This is a genomic window from Bacteroides pyogenes DSM 20611 = JCM 6294, from assembly GCF_000428105.1.
Taxonomy (GTDB): Bacteria; Bacteroidota; Bacteroidia; order Bacteroidales; family Bacteroidaceae; genus Bacteroides; species Bacteroides pyogenes.
The window spans coordinates 117,545-140,978 of the sequence record NZ_ATZH01000009.1; the positions used below are offsets into that span (position 1 = coordinate 117,545).

Consider the following 23,434-nt stretch of genomic DNA (forward strand, 5'->3'; position numbering starts at 1 on the left):
TTTCTTCTTTTTTATATATGATTGCACGTATTTGTTCAGAACCGGACGTTAGCTCCTGCGTAGATGCCGAAAGGATGTCCTGCCCTCAACCCTGCCGGATGGCGTGAAGTGAGATAGACCTTATTGGTCAGGTTCACGGCGTTTACTTTTACCGTCAGGTATTTGTTTACATATACGCTGGCCGATGCGTCCAGCACGAGGTGCGCAGGCACTTTCTCTCTTTCGGCGATTGTCCCCTGTCCGGGAGATGTGCGCATATCGCTATTGTAGCGTGCTCCTATGTTTGCGTCGAACCATTTGTGCTCTATTCCCACCTGCATGTTCAGCGCGTGTTTGAAGATGTAGGGAATTTCGTCTCCTTTCATCACGTTGCCCCATGAATGGCTCGAGAACGAGTTTCTCATCTCCGTATCGGTATAAGTATATGATACTTGCAGGGGCATGCGCACTCTCCACGCTTCGGGCAGGGGTTGGTATTGCATAAGGAACTCCACGCCTTTTACGCGGGCTTCGCCCACATTAAACTGTTCGAGCGTTCCCAATCCGCCCGAGGCGGCGAGGTCGCTTCCAAGCATATTGCTGTAATTGTTGTAGAAGCCGATCAGCTCTGTTTTGAAGTTACCGGCGGAAACGCGTGTTCCCAATTCCATATTCACACTGCTTTCGGGTTTTTGATACAACTCCGCGCTCGGCGGTGCGAATCCTTTGTGAACTCCGAAGAATACCGACGCTTCGGGAACGAGCTGATAGTTTACTCCCACGCCGGGAATCCAAACGCGCGCATGGTTGGGCGTTTCGATGCGAACCTTTCCCGTACGCTCCAAATCTGCTTTCGTATAGTCTTTTTTCAGCAGGTCGATGTCTTCGTAGCGCAACCCGGCAGTGATAGTCCATGAGTTGTATCTTAATTTGGCGAGCAGGTAGCTTGCCAGTGCGTCCGCCGATGTGACGCGGTTGGCATTCGTCCCGTGAATGCCTTCCCTGAACAGCACCATCTTCTTGTTCTTCATGGAGTAAGCATCATCCCATTGGAAGCGGTCTTCCTCGTCGTGATGATAACGCAGTCCGAACTCTATATCGAAGAAGAACTCATTCAGGTTGAAGCGGTATTCCGCTTTGGTTTGTATCCCTCTGGCACGATATGTCCTGTTGTTGGCTCTTACCAGCAGCGCTTCGCCTTCGCGGTCGGTTTTGCCCGTCAGTATGTCGAAGTAACGGATGTTTGTTTCCGGATCGATGAGCACATCGGCAATAGACCTCTTCTCTTTAGAAGTGATTCCCGCCCGTACGTCGTTCAGTTTGTACCAGTTGCGGTGGAAGCGGTTGTAATATGCGTTGGTGGTTACTTTCAGTTTGTTGGAGAAGTTGAGCAGGTAAGTGGCTACCCATTGCCGGTGATTGGTTTTCATCTCGTCCATCTGCGAGCCTGCATAGCGGAGGAAAGGAGTTTGCTTGAAATCCTTTTCGGAAAGCCCCACATACGTTTCGTCCGAGTTCTCGCCCGCGTATCCGAACTTCAGTTCCAGTGCATGGTTTACACCCGTGCCTTTGTCGGTTTTCACCATTACTTTGGCTATGAGGTCGTCTCTGGTGAATCCTTTGACGGGATGGTCTTCGTATTTCTTGAATCCGTCCGACTGATAGCGCAGGTATTCCACCGCAAAGCCGAAGTGCTTCCACATGTTTCCGATGTGCGTATGCGACTTGAACGTGTTCTTGCTTCCGTAAGAGAGGTTCGCCTTGCCCGAGAAAGCATTCGGTATGGGAGTCGATACCATGTTGATGGCTCCTCCTGTGGTGAACGGACCATACTGCACCTGGCTGCTTCCTTTCAGCACTTCGACGGCTTCCATACGGGCGGCGTTGGGGAAATAATACGCCGCCGGAGCCGAATAAGGTGCGGGAGCGGCCAGTATCCCGTCTTCCATGATGGAGATGCGTTCGCTTCGTTCGGCTTTCGTACCGCGCAAGCTGATGTTGGGGCGCAGCCCGAAACCGTCTTCTTCGTACATGTTTACTCCCGGAACCGCCTTTAGCATACGATTGATGTCGGTGTATCCGAATTTCTTCATCTCTTCGGGCGAGATGTAATAGGCCGAACCCGTACGGTTTCTGGCTTTAAATTTACTCCCGAGTATTTGTCGGGACGAAACTACCACCTCTTGCAGCTGGTAGACGGAGTCGTTCTTTATTTCCGGTTCTTGCTTTTGGATTTGCGAATGAGCTTCCGCGTATCCAGAAAGAAGAAGAAGAAGTAACAACTGTCTTTTACTTATTATCATTGTATATGTCTGAATAGTGTCGGAGTTTGTTTGAAAATATTCGTTTTTACCTTATTGATTTCTCGAAAAGTTCTAACGACTCCTTCATTTGATAAATAAAGATATTGTAGCTGATTATTAATATTTTATAGGAATTAACCTATCCCATCCGCTTAATAGGAGTGGTTATTTTTAATTACGCTGCAAAGATATGCACATCGGATTTGCGGTACAATCGCTATATTCAGGTATTAATGAGGGCTAAAATACCTTTTTTTTAGTATATGAGTTGTCTGTACACTTTGAAGACCGGAGCCAACCTCGCTTACAAATTAAGGTGACAAAAGGCGGATTAAAAACGTTCAACCACAATTAAAGAGGCTAAGCTATATAGCTAAAAACATTCGGCTATATGGTTTTAGTTAGTTTCCCTTCGTTGAAACAAAAGTTTCCCGCTGGGGAAACTTTATTTTCCCAATTGGGAAACTTTTGTTTCCCCGGTGGGAAACTATTTTGACCTCAGTTAGCTATAAAAAGCTTTATAGATAAGTATCGCAGAATCTTTTATGCATATTTTTGCATTTCTTTGCCGGAAAGAATATATTTGTAGTCATGTTAAACATAAATCTGCGTACTATATGATTACAAGTCAGTTGCTTCGCCCTGAAAGCATTGTTGTAGTAGGGGCATCCAATAACGTGCATAAACCCGGAGGCGCCATTTTGAGAAATTTAATAAGCGGTGGCTTTCGGGGAGCGCTCAGAGCGGTGAATCCTAAGGAGAAAGAGGTGCAGGGAGTTACGGCTTTTGCAGATGTGAAAGACGTGCCTGATACCGAATTGGCTATTCTGGCTATCCCGGCGGCTATGTGTCCGGAAGCTGTGGAGGTGCTGGCCAACGAGAAAAAGACAAAGGCGTTTATCGTACTTTCTGCCGGATTCGGCGAAGAGACGCACGAAGGGGCGTTGCTCGAACAGCAGATTCTGGATACGGTGAACCGTCACAAAGCTTCGCTTATCGGGCCCAACTGTATCGGACTGCTCAATACTTGGCATCACAGTGTGTTCAGCCAACCCATTCCGAATCTTGATCCCAAAGGAGTGGACTTGATTTCCAGCTCCGGCGCAACAGCTGTCTTTATATTAGAGAGCGCCGTCACAAAGGGATTGCAGTTTAATTCCGTATGGTCGGTAGGAAACGGCAAGCAGATCGGTGTGGAGGATGTACTGCAATTTATGGACGAACATTTCGACGCGGAAAAAGATTCACACATCAAGCTATTGTATATCGAAAACATCAAAGACCCCGATAGACTTTTATTTCATGCATCATCACTCATACGCAAGGGATGCAAAATAGCCGCCATCAAGGCGGGAAGTTCCGAAAGCGGGAGCCGTGCGGCTTCTTCGCATACGGGAGCCATAGCCAGCTCAGATTCGGCGGTGGAAGCTCTTTTCCGTAAAGCGGGAATCGTGCGCTGTTTTTCACGCGAGGAGCTTACTACGGTAGGTTGCGTATTTACGTTGCCCGATTTGAAAGGAAAGAATTTCGCCATCATCACTCATGCCGGAGGTCCGGGCGTGATGTTGACAGACGCGTTGAGCAAGGGTGGGCTGAATGTACCCAAACTGGAAGGCGAAGAAGCGGAAGATTTGAAAGCACAGTTGTTTCCCGGCGCTTCGGTAGGCAATCCGATCGACGTGCTCGCCACCGGCACTCCCGAACACTTGCGCCTTTGCCTTGATTTCTGCGAAAGCAAGTTTCACAATATAGATGCCATGATGGCTATTTTCGGCACACCGGGACTGGTGACTATGTTCGAGATGTACGACGTGCTGCATGAGAAGATGCAAACCTGCCGCAAACCGATCTTCCCCATCTTGCCCTCTGTCAATACCGCCGGTGCTGAAGTAGCCGAATTTCTTGCCAAAGGGCATGTGAATTTCGCCGATGAAGTAACGTTGGGCACAGCTCTCTCGCGCATCATGAACGTTCCTCGTCCTGCCGCTTCGGAGATCGAATTGCTGGGCGTAGACATTCCCCGCATCCGGCGAATCATCGACTCCATCCCCGAAAACGGATACATTGAGCCTCATTACGTGCAGGCATTACTGCACGCTGCCGGCATTCCGCTGGTCGATGAGTTTGTTTCGGACAATAAAGAAGAAGTTATCGCTTTCGCACGCCGTTGCGGATTCCCCGTAGTAGCGAAAGTGGTGGGTCCGGTACATAAATCGGATGTAGGCGGAGTGGTGCTCAACATCAAAGGAGAGCAACATCTGGCTCTCGAATTCGACCGCATGATGCAGATTCCCGCTGCGAAAGCCGTCATGGTGCAGCCTATGCTCAAAGGAACGGAACTGTTTATCGGCGCCAAATACGAAGAAAAGTTCGGGCATGTGGTGCTCTGCGGATTGGGCGGCATCTTTGTCGAAGTATTGAAAGACGTCTCTTCCGGCCTTGCTCCTCTTTCTTATCCCGAAGCCTATTCGATGATACGCTCCTTGCGCGCGTACAAAATCATTCAGGGCACGCGCGGACAAAAAGGTGTGAACGAAGACAAGTTTGCTGAGATCATCGTCCGCCTGTCTACACTGCTCCGGTTTGCCACAGAGATTAAGGAAATGGACATCAATCCGCTGCTCGCCACCGAGAAGTGGGTGATAGCTGTGGATGCCCGCATCCGGATAGAGAAAAAGGCGGAATGAGGATATCCGGGGTGATCAATTTTATCCGGACTGCAAGGTTGTTTGCAGCTCAGTAAACTAAAAAAGTGAGGGCGAGTTCTAATCTCACCCTCACTTGCTTTTATATGCTCTAATCAATCTTTAATAAAGACTTTCAAAAGAAACGCGGTAATTTTGTCGACGAGAAAACATGCTATTGGACTATCAACCCGTGTTAGTTCTATTTCCAGCATTTCAATTGTTTTGCCAAATTCCCTATTTCTTCCGAAAGATCTTTTTACTTAAGCGCCACAGCAAATATATCCTTTTCTTTCTTTTCCGTCTTTACTTGTATAAATGAATGTTGCCCAGATTTTTCCATCACTGTTTTTCAATACTTTAAATGATTTTGCAGTAGTAGTGATGAGTGAAGAATATGGATCTAACCCATAAACATAAATCCTAATATTACTTTTTTCACCTACTTCCTTATCTTCCAATTCCATAAAAACAATGCCTTTTCTAGGGCTTCTCTGCTTAAACCCTAATTGTTTTGGAGATTGTATAACTTCCATATCCGAAACAGAGATGGAACTACCATCAATTACTAAACGCTCTTTATCGTCAGACATGATTTTCTCATCCAACGAAAAGGCCTTTTCAGCCGCTCCTTCTTCCGATGCTTTCAGAATAACGGTAATCTCTTCCTCCTGATTGTTCTCCTTGTCTTCAACAGCTACTGTCGCTTCAATCTCTTCCTCCTGGGGAATTCCGGTGATAAGAAGTACGCCGTTCGATTCGGTAACTTCTATCCCGTCATAATCCGAATAGGCTTCATAATTTCCGCTGCCTGATAGAATTTTGACTTCCACGCTCTTCGGTTCTCCTTTTTTACCGGAAATTGTTACCATGTTTGTTTCCAATTTCAACTTAATAAGCTCTTTGTCGATTGTTTTATCGCAGAAGTAGCCATAATGTATCACCCCGTCTTTTTTATAGCTGAAGATAGCCCAGATATTTTCTCCGTCATTTTGAATGATTTCTAAATCGACAGCCTCTTCAGTCGGATTATAGTACATACTATATGCATAAATCGCTTCTGTTTTCTTTCCGACACTCAAATCTCCTTTGAATGAAATCTGCAGGCTGTATATCGAATAGTATGTCCATCCATATGAATATTGTCCGTCTTCCAATTTTCTGACAGGTGTGCTATTATCCCTATCCTTGCTTTCACCGTCAAAGAAATAACGCCGTTTGCTGTCCGCTTTTATTTCAGCAAGAAACTCTTCGGGGAAAGGATTTGTAGTGACCGCTACTTTCACCGGGAGGGAAGCAGTGAAACCTGCTTTGTCTTTTATGGTAACAGAGCCGGAGAAAGATTCCTCTTTCGCTATCGCTTCGATGGTTATCTCTCCCTCTCCTGTGACATTGACTTTTATATCCCGGTTGTCGGATTCGGCTTTGTAACCGCCGTTCCCTTCGGAGATATTTACTTTTATCAACTTGCGGTGTCCTGCCAATATTTTCATTTCAACTTCTTCTTGGCTGAACTTTATTTTATCGGTAAGATATACGCTGACGGGAAACTTCAGATACTTGGAGTTCTTATCGGACAAAACCAATGCCGCCTCCCCGATCGCTTTTCCTTCCAGAGAAACTTTGTTGTCGATAATTTCGGCTGTAACAACATCTTCGTTGGTAGAAAAAACGTTGTATTCTCCACCGCCTTCCAAGATGTCGATACTGACTTTATTGTCCGTACCGATCTTGACTTTTATGGGATCTTCTTTTATTTTCAGTTCGGGCAACGGAGAGGCAATCTCTTTTCTTTCTTTCTCATTTTCATCGGAACACCCGGCTATACCGAATGAAAACAGCATAATACATGAAATAGACAGATATTTATATAGTTTCATAACTTCCTGTTTTTACTAAATTATTACTTCCAATCTTTCGGATATTTCTTCCCGTCGAACACGAGTTCGTCGTCGTAAAAGGCTCGTGCTATGCGTTGCATAGATGTCAATTGCCCATATTCGAAATTCCAGCGATTGGGGTCCATCGCAAAAATCATATGTGAACCGTATCCGTTTTTTCTCATCTGTACTAACTGGCTTTCGTATGCCCAATATCCCCGGCTATACTCCTGAGAGTGGAGCCCCATATTCATTTTAGGCATACCCGGAAAGTAACGACCTAAATCGGAAGATCCGCCATAATCATGCAACGCATAGTCTACAAATTCACCCGACTGTTTGCCATCTACTGCCGGTAGCCCATAAGTTGTACTGTACGCATAAGCAATGACCCACCTGTCCGGCTGTGCCATTTTAACCTCGTAACATAGGCGTGCGGCAGCTTCTTGCGATGGAAATACGAATCCCGGCGTAATGTTTTGAGTCTCGTATTTTGAATACTCGTCGTCTACAAAGATTCCGTCCAGATTATAGGCGTCGCACATGGCTTTTACTTCTTGTGCGAAAGCTTTTGCCGTTTCGTCTGCCAAATTGGCGATACCCGAACGGTCGTGATTGCCCAAGATTCCGAGTATTACTTTCATCCCTCTGTCTTGTAACGGTTTCAGATAATGTTCGCGTTTGTCGAGAATCGCCTGTACGTTCTCATTATTATATATGTATACGCGCCCTGTCTTTTCGTCATAATTGATGTTGGCAGAAAAGATTATCAATACGTCGATCAACGGTTTCCCGCTTTTCTTTAGCGTAAAGCTCAGATTATTCAGCGGATTCGTATCGTTCACCTCCATGCAGCTGAATACCTTTATGCCGCTCTCTTTTTGGCAGTCGGGCAATCCGGTCAGATCTTTTACAAAGATCAGCCTTGTTTCATCTTCTTTGGCTAACTTGAAGTTACCTGAAGTTACTTTCATGCGTAAGGGAATTACATAGCTTTTATCCGTAGAAAGCGTTCCGTCAGAGGTAAAAGAGATTTTCAATCCCGACGATTTCATTTCTCCGGCATTCAGCGTGATAATACCTTCTTTATCGAAAGTGACATGTTGTTCCGGAAAGGCTTCATAATCGGAATTATTATTTGCATTATACGTATCTAATACAGATTTGTCATAAGTGGCGGTAACACTACTGTTAGCCGAGGACTTTTTAGGAACATTCACAAACAGTTCGGTGCTCCCTTCGTTACGAAATTCTGTAACAGTAAACATGCGTTTACCGTTTATATCGTTGATAAACGCTAATTCTTCACTACTGACAGTATAGTTTCCTTCATCTACTTGGCCTATTTTTATATCGTCATTCGTACAAGCGGCCAAACAGGCGGTCAAAACGAATGCCATCAGCCAATATTGCGGTTTGATAAACTTGATTCTTTTCATTTTCCGTATTTTAAAGTAATTTGAAAAAGTTATTTGGCAGGCAACTCTATGGCTTTCCAAGTCAAAGGTTTGGATGATGCGATATTATTTCCATTGTTAGTATGGTCTTTGACAACAATACCGGCCCCTTCGTCGAATTTCCAATAAGCCACCAATCCTTCCGCTTCGGGAGATACGGTATAGAAATGGTTTTTGGCTTGTATCTCTTCCTGTGTCAGTATGCGGTTCCATACTCTGCACTCGCAGATGTCTCCATCCAGAAAACGTCCGTCCTCATATGAATATCCGATCCAGAAAGAGCTATTCCCCCAATTTACTGTACCGCTGTAAGGAGAAGGTTGACTTCCGCCTTTTTTGACTCCGTTTATGTATAGCTCTACCGAGCGGTTTGACGAATCGAAGGTCAAGGCCACATGCGTCCATTCGTTTGTGTTTACAGTCCAACTGGGATCAGTCACATTTCCGCTCGAAGTAGCCAATTGGATTTGGTTATCGGGTAAGCCGGCGTCGCCGATGCGGATAAGGAATCGTCCTTCGATACCCATGATAGTGCTGATGAGTTTGCCGAACTTATCGACACGTATGAGTGCTTCGGCTGTTATCGTGCTCAGGTTGTTCAGAGCGTCTTTGCTCCCCGAAGAAGAAAGGCTTAGTTTGTTGTTTTTAATATTGGCTACCACATTAATAAGAGCAGCTCCTTTAATGACGAAATATCGAGTTCGCGCGCTTGATAACACATCTAAGTTGGTGCTGCTGATGGTTACAGGCAATACATACAACAAGTCTCGGTTCAATGTGGAGAGCTCTTTGAAATGCACAATGACATCATTTCCTTTGACGCCTCCTATTGCAATAGTCGACTTTGGCTGTTCTATCTCATAACATGCTTCAGGCAGGGCGACTGCTTTGTCATTGAACATCCGATTGTATTGGTCTACCAATGAAAGATCGGCTTTGTAAACAACTTCAATATTTGTTTGCTCGCGTTGAGCGATAGCTGTCTGAATAATTCCCCTACCGGTATCGTCTCCTTTCAACAACAACGTTTCTACCGTCTCATTGCTGATAAAAACTTTATTATCGAAGTTTTCCATGTCTTTTTGGCATCCTGCTCCGATTAAGCAACACAGCGCAAAAACAAATGATAAGCGTAGTGAATAACTTCTATTTTTTTTCATGTTTATTCTCTTTTTCATTTTACGGGTGGATTAATGCTTGATATGATTGATCTCGTATAATGGTAAGTTCTGGTTGGCTCATAATAGTCGGTAGACACATTGTATACGCCCACTCCGGCTACTTCAATTCCGTTATGTGCCATCGGCGCCCAGTTTGCCAAGCCTTGCATGGCTAACTCTCCATTGGCGAAATAACCGTATAATTTATTGGGGTCATTTAATGAAGTAGCTGATACAACCATTCCGAGACGGCTTTGAGGTACGCCTTCCACTGCGGCTAACGACAAATGGTAAGTAAGCATGTTTTCATTCGTTGCATTCTTGCCTGATACCATTACCATTTTGCACTTCTCAAGAAATGTTTTGTCGATCAGGTTTTGAGGCTTTCCTTCAAATACTACGCTTTTTTCAGGATTTCTTTTCTGCCAATCGGCTGCAATCCCCATAAAGATCCGTTCGTTTTTCGTGTATTCGGTTCTCTCCGGTTCGCGCATGTGGAGCATCGACTTTCCTGAGTATTCGATACAGATGCCGTCGTACTCGTACTTTTTGGCAAGAGATAACGCATGTTGCAGAGAATCTACCAGAAAGTCCTCAAACAGAGCGGCGACAGGCTCTTCGTCCGTAGCTTTCTCTAATTTGGCATTATAAAAAGCTTTAATGGCATCGAAGCTGATGGTGTAAATCACTTCCATCCCTTTTTGGCTGCGAATCTCATTCATCTCCTGTAATTCCCAATCTGCTAACTGATCGGGATGAATCAACGAAACCACATCGATGCTGTCGGGCAATGTAGTCAGATGATGCGCTCTTGTACGCGGTGTTTTCTCGCTATTGTCGAACCATACATACACTTGCTTGTGTTCTGACTTTTTGTAAGCGCGCAAATTCTCCAGATACTTTGCATATAGTTCCGGATTTTGCGCGGTGATATCAGGTTCTTTTATATCTATGCTTTCCATCTCCGTCCATTCGCTGCAAGAAAAGAGTGCCGTAGATATAATGAGGAAAAAGGTGAATACTATTTTCTTATCCATAATATTAAAATTTTTATTCGGTTTATTTATTCGGTTTGGCATCCCACCAAACTTTGGTTGCCATATTGTCCGGGCCGTTCAAATGTTTCGATACGGCTTCGATTACATATTTGCCTCCTTCTTTTGTATATTCTTCCTGCGGATAAGGAATACGCCCCGGTCCTTTTGAAGAATCTACAATGCCTCCGCTTTTGTTTCCGGCTTCGGAAGCGGGAATGAGGTGAGGATATCCCGTACGGCGATAGTCTGCCCATGCTTCATTACCTAACATCCAGTTAGCAATCCATTTTTGAATGATGATTCGCTCTTGCTTCTCTTCTACGGAGGCATCCTCTTTCCATTTGATGGTGAGAGAAGATAAAGCGGTCAGATAGTTGTTGGTTCCGACAGGATCTTTGTATGTGTCCGGAACCGAGCTTTCGTCTGCAAGGTATGCTTCAGCTCCTTCTGCACCCCATTGTTCGAAAGAAAGGCGTATGCCCTGATTGTAAAACTCTTCAGCCGTGCCGCCCATATCGAATCCGAACACGGCTGTGGCTTCCGCACGTAAGAAAGCTATCTCCGCCGCATTCATCCACATGATGGGATCGTTCGGCTTTACGCCTACTCCCGAGTATTTGTATCCCGCCGCATTGAGCGATGGAACCTCGATACCTCTGCGGAGACCGATATACTCTATTCCTTCCCATTGCGATTTATTGAAATACTTCTCGCGGCGCGCGTCTTTGTATCCGTTCATATAGCAGATAATATCTGCGGCTGCATGCGTATCTCCTCCCGTGGTGCTTTGAGCCGGCGAATTGTACCGCGTAGCCGTGTAAATAGGGTTTTCCGAAGATTTGAAATAATCCCATTGTGCATTGTCCGCATTCGAAGTAATCAATCCGGCTTTGCTTTTTATTGCTTCTTCCGCCATTTGGCGAGCCTTCTCACGGTCGGCATATACAATTCGCATTGCCAAGCGCAACTTCAGTGAATTGGCAAACCTTGCCCATTGGTGCGGGTTACCTCCATATATGAGGTCGGCAGATAAGGTGTATTGCGCGTTTTCCAACGCTTTGACAGCTTCGTCTAACTCTGTGAAAAATTGGTTATACACCTCTTGCTGAGAATTGTATGGCGCGGAGATTTCACCCGAAGAACCTATTTCGGAATAAGGAATAGGTCCATAGGCATCCGTCACACGATGCATTGCCGCTACCTTGATTATTTTTGCAATGGCAAGAGGGACAGGATTACCCGTTGTTTCAGAATGGCGAGCAACAATACCCAGATTGGTAAATAAAGTCGGCATGATATGATCGCTGTGCATGAAAACGTTTGTCCAATCGTTTGTCGGATTATAGTTGGCGATGGTTATATTGTTCCAGCCGTCTTTTGACGGAGCGAAATAACCGCCCAGAGGTCCACCGAGCAAACAATCGGTAAATTGTGCGGTGTTTACATCGGCCGAAATAACTGTTCCGGTTAAGTTCGCTATTGCGGAGCCCAACAAATAATCGTCGGCAGACAAGTCGTTCGGTTGGTAAGGATTCGAGTTTATCTCCTGATAGCTTCCGGTACAAGCCGTTGCAGCGCATACCATCAAGCCCAAAGATAATTTATTGATTATATTTTTCATAAAGGGTGTGTTTACTGTTAAAACTTAAGATTCAAGCTAAGGCCGATACTGCGTAAAGAAGGCATCATGAAATAGTCGATACCGTCGTAGAAGTTTCCGGTTGTAGCTACATTCTGCGGGTCGAACGGCGCTTTGTTGTAAATCATCCAAAGGTTGCGCCCTACCAGTGAGCAAGTGATATCGCAGATATTTCCCAGTTTCTTTCGTGGAATAGTGTATCCCACACTTGCTTCCTGCAAACGCACATTGGTTGCGGAATAGGTGTAATATTGCGGAATGGAAGTCCCTCCTCCGATGGTGGTGTACCAAGTTTCGGGATTCACATAATCTCCTTTATTCACTATTACGTATCCCTTGTCGCGTGCGGCAGCAGACGCTTCGGAAACACCGAAGTTATCCAGAACAGCCTGTGTACGAGAGAACACGATACCTCCCAAACGTGCCGATATGAGAAAACCGAAATGGAAGTTGTTCCAGTTAAAGTTGTTTCTCCATGCCATGTTCGCTTTGGGAAGCACACTGCCCAGCTTGATGTAATTCTTTTCTTCGGTGATGGGCGATGTTGTTATCTTATTGTCGGGAGTGATGTAAATTGCTCCGTTGCTATCCCGTTTCAGGTCGACACGAGAATAAAGGTCGCCCATTGTCCCTCCTTTTTTCAACAGGAAGCGTGCTCCGCCCAGTCCGTTCATGTCAAGCGTGGAAATGGAGAATTCCTTACCTGTGTCCGGATTGATGGCATTGTCTGCCAATACCAGAATCTTGTTTTTGTTTGTAGAGAATGTATATCCGCTATTCCACGTAAACTTGTTCCATGTTTTGTGGAAATTCAGCGATAGCTCCACTCCGCGGTTGCGTATAGAGCCGGTTTGGATGTAAATCTTAGAATAAGCTCCGCCCCCTATTTTAGGATCGAACGTCTGGTTTTTGGTGGTTGCCGAATAATACGTCGCATCAAGATCGAAGTATTTCAGGAAGCGTACGGTCAATCCCAGCTCGTATGAATCTGTCCGTTCCGGCTTCAGGTTGTAGACCGGATAAACCGTGTTGTTGCTCCACGAGTAAAGCTTTTGATGCCATTCGTAGCTCGGATTGGCGATGAAACGCATAAAGGGAGAACCTACCGACGCGTACGAACCGCGCATTTTTATATAAGGAAGATCGGCAGGCATATTGGGTATTATTTCGGACAGAATCACAGACAGACCGACGGATGGATAGAAGAAAGACTTGTTTACCGACTTCGGACCTGCCAGTTGAGACGGCCAGTCGTTACGTCCTGTAAGCGTGAGGTAATACGTGCTTTTGTATCCTATCTCGGCAGAACCGAACACCGATTGGCTCTGCTCGCGCCATCCGTCTTGATTGCGCGCCGTTTTGCTCGGGCTTAAATGTTGAACGGCGAAGAAGTTTGTCAATCCTTGCTTTTCGCCGGGAATCGATCCGTCGGCAATCGGTCCTCCTATTCCCAAGAGGTCCGTCCTCATGTCGGAGAATGAAGTTCCCAAATTGGCTTGCAGATTCCAATCGTTGCCAAAAGATTTGTTGATGCTCAACAGAGCATCTGCGTATATCTGTTTATCTTTTGTGCGATTGATTCCGTAGAATCCGCGCTTCGAGCCTTCGGTAAGCTGGTCGTTGGTGGTGGCGTAATATTTCTCAGTATAATCGTTGATGGAGTTATCCAGACGGACTCTTCCCGATACGCTCAGCCAATCCAATATCTGATAGTGCAGGTTGGCATTTATCATGTAGCGGTCTTTGCTGTTTTCGCGCAAATTACGGTAGTTCACCCAGTAAGGGTTCTGCATGGTAAGTCCTCCATCGCCCACAGGCCAATATTGCGTATCGATTTTGCGCGACTCATCGTAGCGCTTGTACATGCGCGCCGCTTCCCAGTCATTGCCTCTCGGAAACAGATATGCGCCTACCAAGGGGTTTCCGTATTCTCCCTGATTGATCATGTTCCGGTCTCTTTGATAAACATATCCTGCGCCTAAGTCCAACGTCATCTTATCGTTGAGGAACTTGGTGGTATTGCGGAAAGTAAAGTTATAACGATCGTATTTGTTGTTGGGAATAATGCCGTTTGAGTTGACAGCGGCTGCCGACAGATAAGTCTGGTTCTTGTCTGTTCCTGTCGACAACGAGATGCTTTCCGTTGCGGTAACTCCGGTTTTCAGATAGTCGTCTGCCGGGCTGTACCCATAATAGTTCGAGCTGTTCAACGCTCTTCCCCAGCTACGGTCTAAAACATTCGCCTGAGAGTTCAGGCTGCCTGTTCCGTACCGGTTTTGGAATTTAGGCAATACAAAGGCGTCCATCACCTCCGTAGTGCTGTTCACGGTAATCTGCACGCGTCCTTCCTTACCTTTTTTAGTGGTAATAACGATGGCGCCATTGGCCGCTGCCGATCCGTAAAGAGCAGCCGCCGCCGCACCGGTCAGTACCGACATCGATTCGATGTCTTCGGGATTGATATCGGCTATCGGCTCTGTGGTCCCCTTCGCGTCGAACTCCATGCCTCCCGTTTTTGTTTGGGGGAACATGGGCACGCCGTCTATGACGTAAAGAGCGTTTGACGACTGAGTGATGGATTTCGTTCCGCGCATGACTACTTTGGAGGCGCCTCCCACACCGGATGAAGAAGCGTTGATGTTGACACCCGCCACCTTTCCGCTCAGCGCATTGATGAAGTTTACATCCTTATTCACGGTTACGTCGTCTGTCTTTACTTGCTGAACGTTGTAGCTCAACGCTTTGGTCGCACGCTTGATACCGAGCGCCGTAACCACCACTTCATCCAATGTCTTGGTGTCTTCCACCAGATCGACTACGAGCTTTTCCTGTCCGTTGAACACGATGCTTTTTGCCTGATAGCCTATGTAAGATACTGTGAGGACATCGCCCATGCGAATATTTTCCAACCGGAAATCGCCGTCGAGAGAGGTGATGGTTCCTTTTCCGTCTTTGGTAGAAACGGTGGCGCCTATCACCGGACCGTTGGCGTCATTCACCACTCCGTTCACGGTGTATGTCTTCTTTCCATTGGCTGTTGCCTTTTTCGCAAAGAGCACTATCCGCTGTCCGGAGATGCTGTAGCCGATGGATGTATGCTTTAACAACGTACTTACCACTTGGTGCATGTCGTTCGAAGTAATTTGTACGGACATTCTTTGAGTGACGTCTATGTCATTGTTGTAGAAGAATTTAAACCCGCTCTGCTTTTCGATATCGCTGATTACAACGGAAAGTGGAGTGTCGGTAAAGTTGAGCTTAACGTTTTGCCCGGTTGTTTGAGCGAAAGCCAAATAGGGAATTGTGAAGAGTAATATTGCCAGAAATATGCTCTTTTTGTAAGTGTTTGCGCACATACTGCAACATTTCTGACAAAAATCTTGGTTCTTTTTTTTATTTGTCATACTTTTATAAATTAGAAATTAAGGATTTTGATGATGATGACTATCATCGTTTGCACAAAGTTCTTAGGGTAGGAAAATATAGCCAGTATTTTCCTGCCTTTTTTTGTTCTTTACAGTATTATGTCATAGGCAACTCCGGTTTTAAAAGGTTTTACAATTTATTATTTCAATATTATGTTCTTCCCTCTGCGCTCGTATTTGAGCGAAGTACTTATCCGCATGATTTCCAAGATGGATTCGAGCGACTCGTTCGTGTAGAATTCTCCGGTGAACGATTTGTTTATCAGCTCGTCGTTCATGATGATGAATTTTACATCGAACAATTGCTCAAGCCGCCGGCAGATATCGAGCAAAGGAGTGCCGGAAAGCACCCACACGTTCTTTGTCCACCGTATTTCGTCCGCCGTGTCCGTAAGGTCGGCAAGCTTCATGCTGTTTTGTCCGATGTCGTACGTCAGTTGCTGATTGGGCTTCATCAGTATGCTTTGTTTGTCGTTGCTTACATCAATCGAGCCTTCCAGCAAGGTTGCCGTGATTTGCGGCAGCGTGGAGTTCGCGTTTACCGTAAACTTCGTTCCCAGCACTTTGATTTTCAGGCTGCCCGCATGCACCACAAACGGATGCTTCTTGTCGTGCTCTACATCGAAGTAAGCCTCTCCTTCCAGAAACACCTCTCTCTTCTTTCCGGAGAAGCGTTCGGGATAGATGAGTTTGGACCGGTTGTTCAGTTTGATGGCAGTTCCGTCGGGCAAGGTTACGTTTTGCACAAGCCCCGTATGGTTGCTCTGTACGATGAGCGCGGGGACGGCTTCGGGCGTTAAGGCGGTGTAGAGCCATCCGCTTAAGGCGATGAGCAGAGACACCGTGGCGGCAACAAGCCATTTCCGGTAGTAGCGTGCGCGCAGGCGGAAGATATCCGCCGGACGGTCGATGGCATTGATACGCTCCATCAGCCGGGAAAATGAACGTTCTGCCGAATATTCTTCGCCCGGACGGGAAGATTGCAACCTTATGCTCTCGATCAACGCGTCGGCTTTTCTTTTCTTTATCTTGTTATTCTTTTCTTCTGTATGCATTCTGATGTGTTTTGCTAAAGCTTTATATTCTATAGAAAACTCACACGGCAAAACTGCTAAAGCGAAAACTCTTTTTTTTTGAAGTTTTTTATTGGGGCAGGTTTTATGTAGTGCGGCGGTTCCCTCTTATAGACACCGTAGTTTCCCTTCAGTGTTTCAAAAGTTTCCCATTGGGGAAACAAAAGTGTCCCACGTGGGAAAATAAAGTTTCCCCAAAGGGAAACAAAAGTTTCAATGAAGGGAAACTATCTTGTACATACGGATGAAGCAGGCTGAGTATGCAGCTTCACCTTTATCATGCTATTCTCGTGTTGCGGTTCTTTTACTCTTCTTCGTGCGGGTCGAGAAACGGTTCGATGGATTTTCTTATCTTTGCTTTTGCCAGCAGCAACTGCCGCTCCACCGTACATAGTTTGACATTCAACGCCTCCGCAATTTCCTTGTGGTTCATTCCGTCTTCTTTTGCCATGCGGAAGATGAGGCGGCAACGTTCGGGCAGTGATACAACCGCTTTCGCGATGGCTTCGGTCAGCTCTTTGTAAGCAAGCTCGTCGAGCGGAGAGGCGGGCGAAACGGTCACTTGCAGATCGGTATCGGGAAGGTCGTCGCGCTTCGATACATATCCGCTTTTCAATACATTGAGGCATCCGTTTCGCACGGCCTGATACAAGTACGCCTGAAGGTTGGGGATGGAAGGCAGCGTGTAGCGGTCTTTCCATAAATTGAAGAAAATATCCGATATAACATCTTCCGAAGCAGGTTCGGAGTGCAGAAACGTCAGCGCAAAGCGGAATAAGCGATCGTAATAGAACAGGTACAGTTTGCGGAAAGCCTCAGAATCGCCTTTGGATAACTGCTCCAATATCAGGTATTCATCTTCTGTCCGTTGCTTGCTGTTCATAGTTTTTGTTTCTGTAATACGATAGAAAAAGGAAGTTTTGGCTGCAAAGGAACAGACTTTATTTTATTTTTCCTAATGTTTCTTTTTTCTTTTTATGTTTATTCCTTTGGGCTTTGTTGAGTTTCCGTAACGAATCCTGTCTGTTTTTTTCTCTTTTATCAGGCATTCTCTACATACGGCTCTATTCTTCTTAGGGCTCCATTCTTCTTACGTTTGTTCCCCTCGTTTAAAACTCTTGCAATTTCTCCTTCTGTTAATAGTGAATTTTATTGCAATATTATCCGTATATTCATGTTTAGATTTATCTTTGCGGTATCATTTAAATTGAAGGCAACATATGCAACTAAGGCATGGATATTATCATCTGATAGCCATTCTCACCGTAAGCGTGTGGGGAATGACTTTTATTTCTACCAAAGTGTTGATCCGGCACGGACTGACTCCCCAGGATATTTTCTTTTTCCGTTTCCTGATTGCTTATATCGGAATCTGGATCATTTCGCCCCGACGTTTGCTTGCCAACACAGTGAGAGACGAACTCTGGTTGGCGGCGGGAGGCATTTCCGGCGGTTCGCTTTTCTTTTTTCTGCAAAACGTGGCGCTGGAAATTACACAGGCATCCAATGTCTCTTTCATTATCTGTACTGCCCCGCTGCTTACTACCGGACTCTCGATGCTATTCTACCGGAGCGAGAAGGTGACTAAAAGACTTGTCTACGGTTCGCTCATAGCGTTGGCAGGGGTAGGAATGGTGGTGTTCAACGGAAGCGTGATACTGAAAATATCTCCGTTGGGTGATTTGCTTACTTTTGTTGCCGCCCTTCTGTGGGCATTCTACAGCCTCATTATAAAGAAAGTAACGGGACGCTATTCTACCGTATTCCTCACTCGTAAAATATTTTTCTATGGATTGGTCACTATTCTGCCGGCTTTTCTGCTCGATCCCCTGACACTCGATCCGAAAGTGTTGTTATTGCCCGAAGTATGGATGAACCTGCTTTTCCTCGGTGTGCTGGCTTCACTCATCTGCTACGTGGTATGGAATATCGTCATCAAGCAACTGGGAATGATGCGCGCTTCCAATTATATTTATCTGAATCCGGTGGTGACAATGGCAGCTGCTGCGCTGATTCTCCACGAACAGATAACTCCGGTAGCTCTGCTTGGGGCTGCATGTATCATATTGGGAGTGTATTGGGCGGAAAAGAAGCCTCTATATTGCAAAAAGCCTGTAACACCGATTAATAAAGATATATAGAGCTTTTTAATTAATTGTATCAACGGCAATAATCATATTATCAAGTCATTGCTATTCCTCTATTTCTTTCAGAAATTGAGCCAATTTCTTCACAGCCAATGCCCGGTGACTGATTTCATTCTTCACCTCAGCTCCCAGTTCAGCAAAGGTTTGTTCGTATCCTTCGGGTTTGAAGATAGGATCGTAACCGAAGCCGGAGTCTCCCCGTTTTTCTTTGATAATCTCTCCGTTGATTATGCCCTCGAAAAGATATTCCTTACCATCGAGAATAAGTGAGATGGCCGTACGAAACCGGGCTTTACGGTTTTCCACTCCTTCCAGCTCACAAAGCAATTTGCGCATGTTGGCTTGAGAATCGTGTCCTTCTCCGCCGGCATAACGGGCGGAATATACTCCCGGAGCTCCGCCAAGAGCTTCCACTTCCAACCCGGTATCATCGCCGAAGCTGTTCAATCCGTAATTCCGGTAAATGAACGATGATTTTAATAAAGCGTTGTCCTCGAGCGTATCGGCTGTTTCGGAAATATCCTCATGGCAACCGATGTCTTTCAGGCTGAGAAGTTCGATTTTATCGCCCAATATGGAAGAGATTTCTTCCAGTTTGTGAGCATTATTGGTAGCAAATACAAGTTTCATTATTTCAAATACACTTTATAAATACTTACTTTCACTTTCAACCTCTTCTTCAGGCAAATCATCATCCGGGAAACCCCGTATCTATCATTCGGTGAGGTCTTCCGAAGAGTTCTTCAGGAAACTCATAATCCGGAAACCGAAAGCAACAGTAAATATTCTTCTTTATTTCACTTTCAACTGGTCGAATCCTTCGCCATACACACCGATGACAGAACTTTGCGAAATGAAAGCGTTCGGGTCGATACCTTTCACCAAACGGAAAATATCCAGCGACTGACGTTTCTTTGCCAATACCACAAGTACTTTCACATTGTTTTTGCTGTACCATCCCTTACCGTCGAGCACAGTGACTCCGCGATGAGTATCTTTTATGATACGGTCGGCTATTTCATCGTATTTCTGAGAAAATATAAAGAATTGAACCGATTGGCGGGCACTGTTGATTACCCAGTCGAGCACGACACCGATGATGAACAGCGTGACAAAGCCGAAGATAACACGCCGCCAGTCATGAAACACAAAATAGCAGGAGGTGATGATGAACACATCGCAAATCATAATCATCCTGCCGAGACTGACATCTTTGTATTTATTCACGATAGCAGCGATAATATCCGTGCCGCCTGTGCTTCCGTTATAATTGAAGGTAATGCCCAGACCGATACCGCACATGGCAGCTCCGATGATACACGCCATGAAGTCTTGTCCCGCTCCCAATATAAGAGGCTTTCCGTTTACTGACATATCGGGAACATGCACATAATTATTCACCAACAACTGAAACAGCCATAACAGAAACGTCAGCATGAAAATGGCATAAGTAGTCTTTATGCTGAACTTCGGCCCCAAAATACGAATGGCAAACGTCATCAGTACGGCATTGATGATGAAATAAGACCATTGAATGGGAAATCCGCTGGCATAATAAATGATAGCGCTGATACCGGTTGTCCCTCCGGTGGTTATCTCATAAGGAAGCAAAAATGCCGCCCATCCGAATGAATAACTGATCAATCCGAGAGTGATGTAAAAATAATCTTTCACCTCTCTCATAATATCGGCTTTGGCAGGTCTGTACATATGATTTGTTTATAGATTGACGAAGTTTTTAATCTCGTGTTTATAAGGATTACAACGTTTTACACAACTACGTTGACAATCTTCTTCGGAACAACGATAACCTTTTTAGGTGTTTTGCCTTCTATCCACTTCTGCGAACGTTCGTCGGTCAACACTTCTTTCTCAATGGCTTCAGATGTGGCATCGGCGGAAAACTCCATATTGAAACGAGCCTTACCGTTGAAAGAAACAGTGTAGTTTACGGTATCTTCTTTCAGATATTCTTCGTTGCATACAGGCCATTGGGCATCGCACACGGAAGTATCGTGTCCGAGTGTGTGCCACAATTCTTCGCATACGTGAGGAGCGAAAGGAGCGAGCACGATGGCAAGCTGCTCCAATATCTCTTTCTTGCAGCATTTCAGTGCCGATAGTTCGTTTACACAAATCATAAACGCGCTGACCGACGTGTTGTAAGAGAACTGTTCGATATCTCCCGTCACTTTTTTGATAAGTTTGTGAAGCGCTTTCAGTTCTTCTTTCGTTGCCGGCTCATCTTTCACCAAGTATTCGCCCGCGCGACTGTAAAAGAGCGACCAGAACTTGCGGATGAAACGGTGCACACCGTCGATACCGTTCGTATCCCAAGGCTTCGACTGTTCTACCGGACCGAGGAACATTTCATACATACGCAACGTATCGGCTCCGTACTTATCTATAATCATATCGGGATTCACCACGTTGAACATCGACTTGCTCATCTTTTCCACAGCCCATCCGCAGATGTACTTTCCGTTTTCAAGAATGAACTCGGCGTTCGCATATTCGGGACGCCATGCCTTGAAGGCTTCCACATCGAGCACATCGCCCGATACGATATTCACGTCTACGTGAATGGGAGTCACATCGTATTCGTCTTTCAGATTCAGGGAAACGAATGTATTGGTATCTTTAATGCGGTATACAAAATTACTCCGTCCTTGAATCATACCCTGGTTCACTAACTTTTGGAACGGTTCTTCCACTACCGAAACACCGATGTCGTGCAGGAACTTATTCCAAAAACGCGAATAAATAAGGTGACCGGTGGCATGTTCCGTACCGCCCACATACAAATCTACATTTTGCCAATAGCGGTTTATCTTCGGATCGACCAATGCTTCACGGTTATGCGGGTCCATATAGCGCAGGTAGTAAGCCGAAGAACCGGCAAATCCCGGCATGGTATTCAGTTCCAGCGGAAACACGGTCAGATGATCGATTTTCTCATTTTCCACCACACGTTTGTTCACCGTATCCCATGCCCATTTTTTAGCATGTCCCAACGGAGGTTCTCCTGTTTCCGTAGGCAGAAACTTGGCAACTTCGGGAAGTTCGAGCGGCAGAGAATTTTCGTCTATCATATAAGGCATTCCGTCTTTGTAATAAACCGGAAACGGTTCGCCCCAATAACGCTGGCGGGAGAAGATGGCATCGCGCAAACGGAAATTCACTTTCACCCGTCCCAACCGATGTTCTTTCACATATTTCTTGGTTGCCTCGATGGCTTCTTTCACTGTCAATCCGTTCAGATTCAGAATGCAAGAATCGCTTTCACTCCCAGCTTTCGGCGAATTGCATACGATTCCTTCTTTGGCATCGAAACTTTCTTCGCTCACATCGCATCCTTCCACCAACGGACGAATCTCCAATCCGAAATGTTTGGCAAACGCATAGTCGCGACTATCGTGCGCAGGAACAGCCATGATGGCTCCCGTTCCATATCCTGCCAGTACGTAATCGCTGATCCACACAGGAACGGCTTCGCCTGTAAACGGATTAATGGCGTACGAACCACTGAACACTCCGCTCACGCTGCGATCGGAAATACGTTCGCGTTCGGTACGTTTCTTCGTACGTTCGAGATAAGCCTCCACTTCGGCTTTATGTTCCGGAGTAGTCAACCGCTCTACCAATTCGCTTTCCGGAGCCAATACCATGAAAGTAACGCCGAACATCGTATCGGCACGGGTAGTAAATATGGTAAACTCCAAATCGCTGTCTTTCACCTTAAACTGTACTTCGGTGCCTTCGCTGCGTCCTATCCAGTTCTTCTGCGTTTCTTTCAGAGATTCCGTCCAGTCCACCGTATCCAATCCGTCGAGCAAACGCTGCGCATAGGCCGATACGCGCAAACACCACTGGCGCATCTTCCGTTGAACAACGGGATGGCCGCCGCGTTCGCTCACGCCGTCTACCACTTCATCATTCGCCAATACCGTACCCAACGCAGGACACCAATTCACCATCGTCTCGCCCAGATAAGCAATGCGATAGTTCATCAAAATTTCCTGCTGTTCTTTTTCACTTTTTGCTTTCCACTCGGCAGCCGTAAAACAGAGTTCTTCGCTACAAGCAACGTTCAGCCCCTCGGTTCCTTTCGCTTCGAAATGATGAATCAGTTCTTCGATGGGAAGCGCGCGACAAGCATCGTTGCAATAATAACTTCCGAACATTCTCTGAAAAGCCCATTGCGTCCAATGATAGTATTCCGGCTCACAAGTTTTTATCTCTCTGTCCCAATCGAAACAAAACCCTATTTTATCAAGTTGCTCGCGATAGCGCTCGATATTTGCTTTTGTAGTCACTTCAGGATGCTGACCGGTCTGAATGGCATATTGCTCGGCAGGAAGTCCGTATGCGTCGTATCCCATCGGATTAAGGACATTGAATCCCTGCAAACGCTTGTAACGCGCATAAATATCCGAAGCGATGTATCCCAGCGGATGGCCTACATGCAATCCTGCTCCCGAAGGATAAGGAAACATATTCAGTACATAAAATTTCTGCTTCGATTCATCTTCCGTCACCCGATAAGTTTTGTTTTCCACCCATCGTTTCTGCCACTTCTTTTCAATCTCCCCGAAATTATACTCCATAGTGATAATCTTTTTATTTATAGTGATTTATATTCTATTCCCA

At 45.7% G+C, this 23,434-nt stretch carries 14 protein-coding genes; 2 read left to right on the plus strand and 12 right to left on the minus strand.

Going from position 1 to position 23,434, the window contains the following annotated elements:
• Positions 1 to 35: 35 nt before the first annotated feature.
• Positions 36 to 2,279, minus strand: coding sequence for a TonB-dependent receptor family protein (locus C234_RS0102295; protein WP_027324441.1), 2,244 nt, complete (start codon positions 2,277 to 2,279; stop codon positions 36 to 38).
• 620 nt (positions 2,280 to 2,899) lie between these two features.
• Here C234_RS0102295 and C234_RS0102300 point away from each other — a divergent pair.
• Positions 2,900 to 4,969: an acetate--CoA ligase family protein gene (locus C234_RS0102300; protein WP_027324442.1), complete on the plus strand. Its 2,070-nt coding sequence runs from the start codon at positions 2,900 to 2,902 to the stop codon at positions 4,967 to 4,969.
• 260 nt (positions 4,970 to 5,229) lie between these two features.
• Here C234_RS0102300 and C234_RS0102305 read toward each other — a convergent pair whose 3' ends face one another.
• The 8 genes from C234_RS0102305 to C234_RS0102340 all read right to left on the minus strand — a co-directional run bounded on the left by C234_RS0102305 (position 5,230) and on the right by C234_RS0102340 (position 17,520).
• Positions 5,230 to 6,846 carry an Hsp20/alpha crystallin family protein gene (locus C234_RS0102305; protein ID WP_034540453.1) on the minus strand — a complete coding sequence of 539 codons (1,617 nt, stop codon included), beginning with the start codon at positions 6,844 to 6,846 and terminating at the stop codon, positions 5,230 to 5,232.
• A 23-nt stretch (positions 6,847 to 6,869) separates the two neighbouring features.
• Positions 6,870 to 8,285, minus strand: a complete 1,416-nt coding sequence (locus tag C234_RS0102310) for a BT_3987 domain-containing protein (protein WP_248596472.1) — start codon at positions 8,283 to 8,285, stop codon at positions 6,870 to 6,872.
• A gap of 29 nt (positions 8,286 to 8,314) precedes the next feature.
• Positions 8,315 to 9,379, minus strand: a complete 1,065-nt coding sequence (locus C234_RS0102315; RefSeq protein ID WP_248596473.1) for a DUF1735 and LamG domain-containing protein — start codon at positions 9,377 to 9,379, stop codon at positions 8,315 to 8,317.
• Between the two features lie 98 nt (positions 9,380 to 9,477).
• Positions 9,478 to 10,500 carry a glycoside hydrolase family 18 gene (locus C234_RS0102320; protein WP_027324446.1) on the minus strand — a complete coding sequence of 341 codons (1,023 nt, stop codon included), beginning with the start codon at positions 10,498 to 10,500 and terminating at the stop codon, positions 9,478 to 9,480.
• A gap of 22 nt (positions 10,501 to 10,522) precedes the next feature.
• The gene (locus C234_RS0102325; protein WP_027324447.1) at positions 10,523 to 12,121 is read right to left on the minus strand and encodes a SusD/RagB family nutrient-binding outer membrane lipoprotein; all 1,599 of its coding nucleotides are present in this window, start codon (positions 12,119 to 12,121) and stop codon (positions 10,523 to 10,525) included.
• A gap of 17 nt (positions 12,122 to 12,138) precedes the next feature.
• Complete coding sequence (locus C234_RS0102330) at positions 12,139 to 15,495, minus strand: SusC/RagA family TonB-linked outer membrane protein (protein WP_027324448.1); 3,357 nt, start codon at positions 15,493 to 15,495, stop codon at positions 12,139 to 12,141.
• A 209-nt stretch (positions 15,496 to 15,704) separates the two neighbouring features.
• Entirely contained in the window at positions 15,705 to 16,619 is a 915-nt protein-coding gene (locus C234_RS0102335; protein ID WP_051290125.1) for a FecR family protein, read from the minus strand.
• Between the two features lie 322 nt (positions 16,620 to 16,941).
• On the minus strand, positions 16,942 to 17,520 hold the full coding sequence (locus tag C234_RS0102340) for an RNA polymerase sigma-70 factor (protein ID WP_027324450.1): 579 nt from the start codon (positions 17,518 to 17,520) through the stop codon (positions 16,942 to 16,944).
• A gap of 337 nt (positions 17,521 to 17,857) precedes the next feature.
• Between C234_RS0102340 and C234_RS15740 the strand changes: the two genes are divergently transcribed.
• Positions 17,858 to 18,778, plus strand: coding sequence for a DMT family transporter (locus tag C234_RS15740; protein WP_051290126.1), 921 nt, complete (start codon positions 17,858 to 17,860; stop codon positions 18,776 to 18,778).
• A gap of 51 nt (positions 18,779 to 18,829) precedes the next feature.
• Here the strand turns inward: C234_RS15740 and C234_RS0102350 are convergent, their stop codons facing one another.
• From C234_RS0102350 to leuS, 3 genes are all read right to left on the minus strand, one after another.
• On the minus strand, positions 18,830 to 19,414 hold the full coding sequence (locus C234_RS0102350; RefSeq protein ID WP_034536795.1) for a non-canonical purine NTP diphosphatase: 585 nt from the start codon (positions 19,412 to 19,414) through the stop codon (positions 18,830 to 18,832).
• Positions 19,415 to 19,576: 162 nt separating this feature from the next.
• Complete coding sequence (locus C234_RS0102355; protein ID WP_027324452.1) at positions 19,577 to 20,494, minus strand: YitT family protein; 918 nt, start codon at positions 20,492 to 20,494, stop codon at positions 19,577 to 19,579.
• A gap of 59 nt (positions 20,495 to 20,553) precedes the next feature.
• Positions 20,554 to 23,391, minus strand: coding sequence for a leucine--tRNA ligase (leuS, locus tag C234_RS0102360; RefSeq protein WP_027324453.1), 2,838 nt, complete (start codon positions 23,389 to 23,391; stop codon positions 20,554 to 20,556).
• Between the last annotated feature and the right edge of the window lie 43 nt (positions 23,392 to 23,434).

What these genes read in the sequence shown, in the direction of transcription:
- C234_RS0102350 (WP_034536795.1), bottom strand. Translation starts at nt 19,414, where the DNA reads ATGAAACTTGTATTTGCTACCAATAATGCTCACAAACTGGAAGAAATC.
- C234_RS0102325 (WP_027324447.1), bottom strand. Translation starts at nt 12,121, where the DNA reads ATGAAAAATATAATCAATAAATTATCTTTGGGCTTGATGGTATGCGCT.
- C234_RS0102340 (WP_027324450.1), bottom strand. Translation starts at nt 17,520, where the DNA reads ATGAACAGCAAGCAACGGACAGAAGATGAATACCTGATATTGGAGCAG.
- C234_RS0102330 (WP_027324448.1), bottom strand. Translation starts at nt 15,495, where the DNA reads ATGTGCGCAAACACTTACAAAAAGAGCATATTTCTGGCAATATTACTC.
- leuS (WP_027324453.1), bottom strand. Translation starts at nt 23,391, where the DNA reads ATGGAGTATAATTTCGGGGAGATTGAAAAGAAGTGGCAGAAACGATGG.
- C234_RS0102300 (WP_027324442.1), top strand. Translation starts at nt 2,900, where the DNA reads ATGATTACAAGTCAGTTGCTTCGCCCTGAAAGCATTGTTGTAGTAGGG.
- C234_RS0102355 (WP_027324452.1), bottom strand. Translation starts at nt 20,494, where the DNA reads ATGTACAGACCTGCCAAAGCCGATATTATGAGAGAGGTGAAAGATTAT.
- C234_RS15740 (WP_051290126.1), top strand. Translation starts at nt 17,858, where the DNA reads ATGCAACTAAGGCATGGATATTATCATCTGATAGCCATTCTCACCGTA.
- C234_RS0102320 (WP_027324446.1), bottom strand. Translation starts at nt 10,500, where the DNA reads ATGGATAAGAAAATAGTATTCACCTTTTTCCTCATTATATCTACGGCA.
- C234_RS0102305 (WP_034540453.1), bottom strand. Translation starts at nt 6,846, where the DNA reads ATGAAACTATATAAATATCTGTCTATTTCATGTATTATGCTGTTTTCA.
- C234_RS0102315 (WP_248596473.1), bottom strand. Translation starts at nt 9,379, where the DNA reads ATGGAAAACTTCGATAATAAAGTTTTTATCAGCAATGAGACGGTAGAA.
- C234_RS0102310 (WP_248596472.1), bottom strand. Translation starts at nt 8,285, where the DNA reads ATGAAAAGAATCAAGTTTATCAAACCGCAATATTGGCTGATGGCATTC.
- C234_RS0102335 (WP_051290125.1), bottom strand. Translation starts at nt 16,619, where the DNA reads ATGCATACAGAAGAAAAGAATAACAAGATAAAGAAAAGAAAAGCCGAC.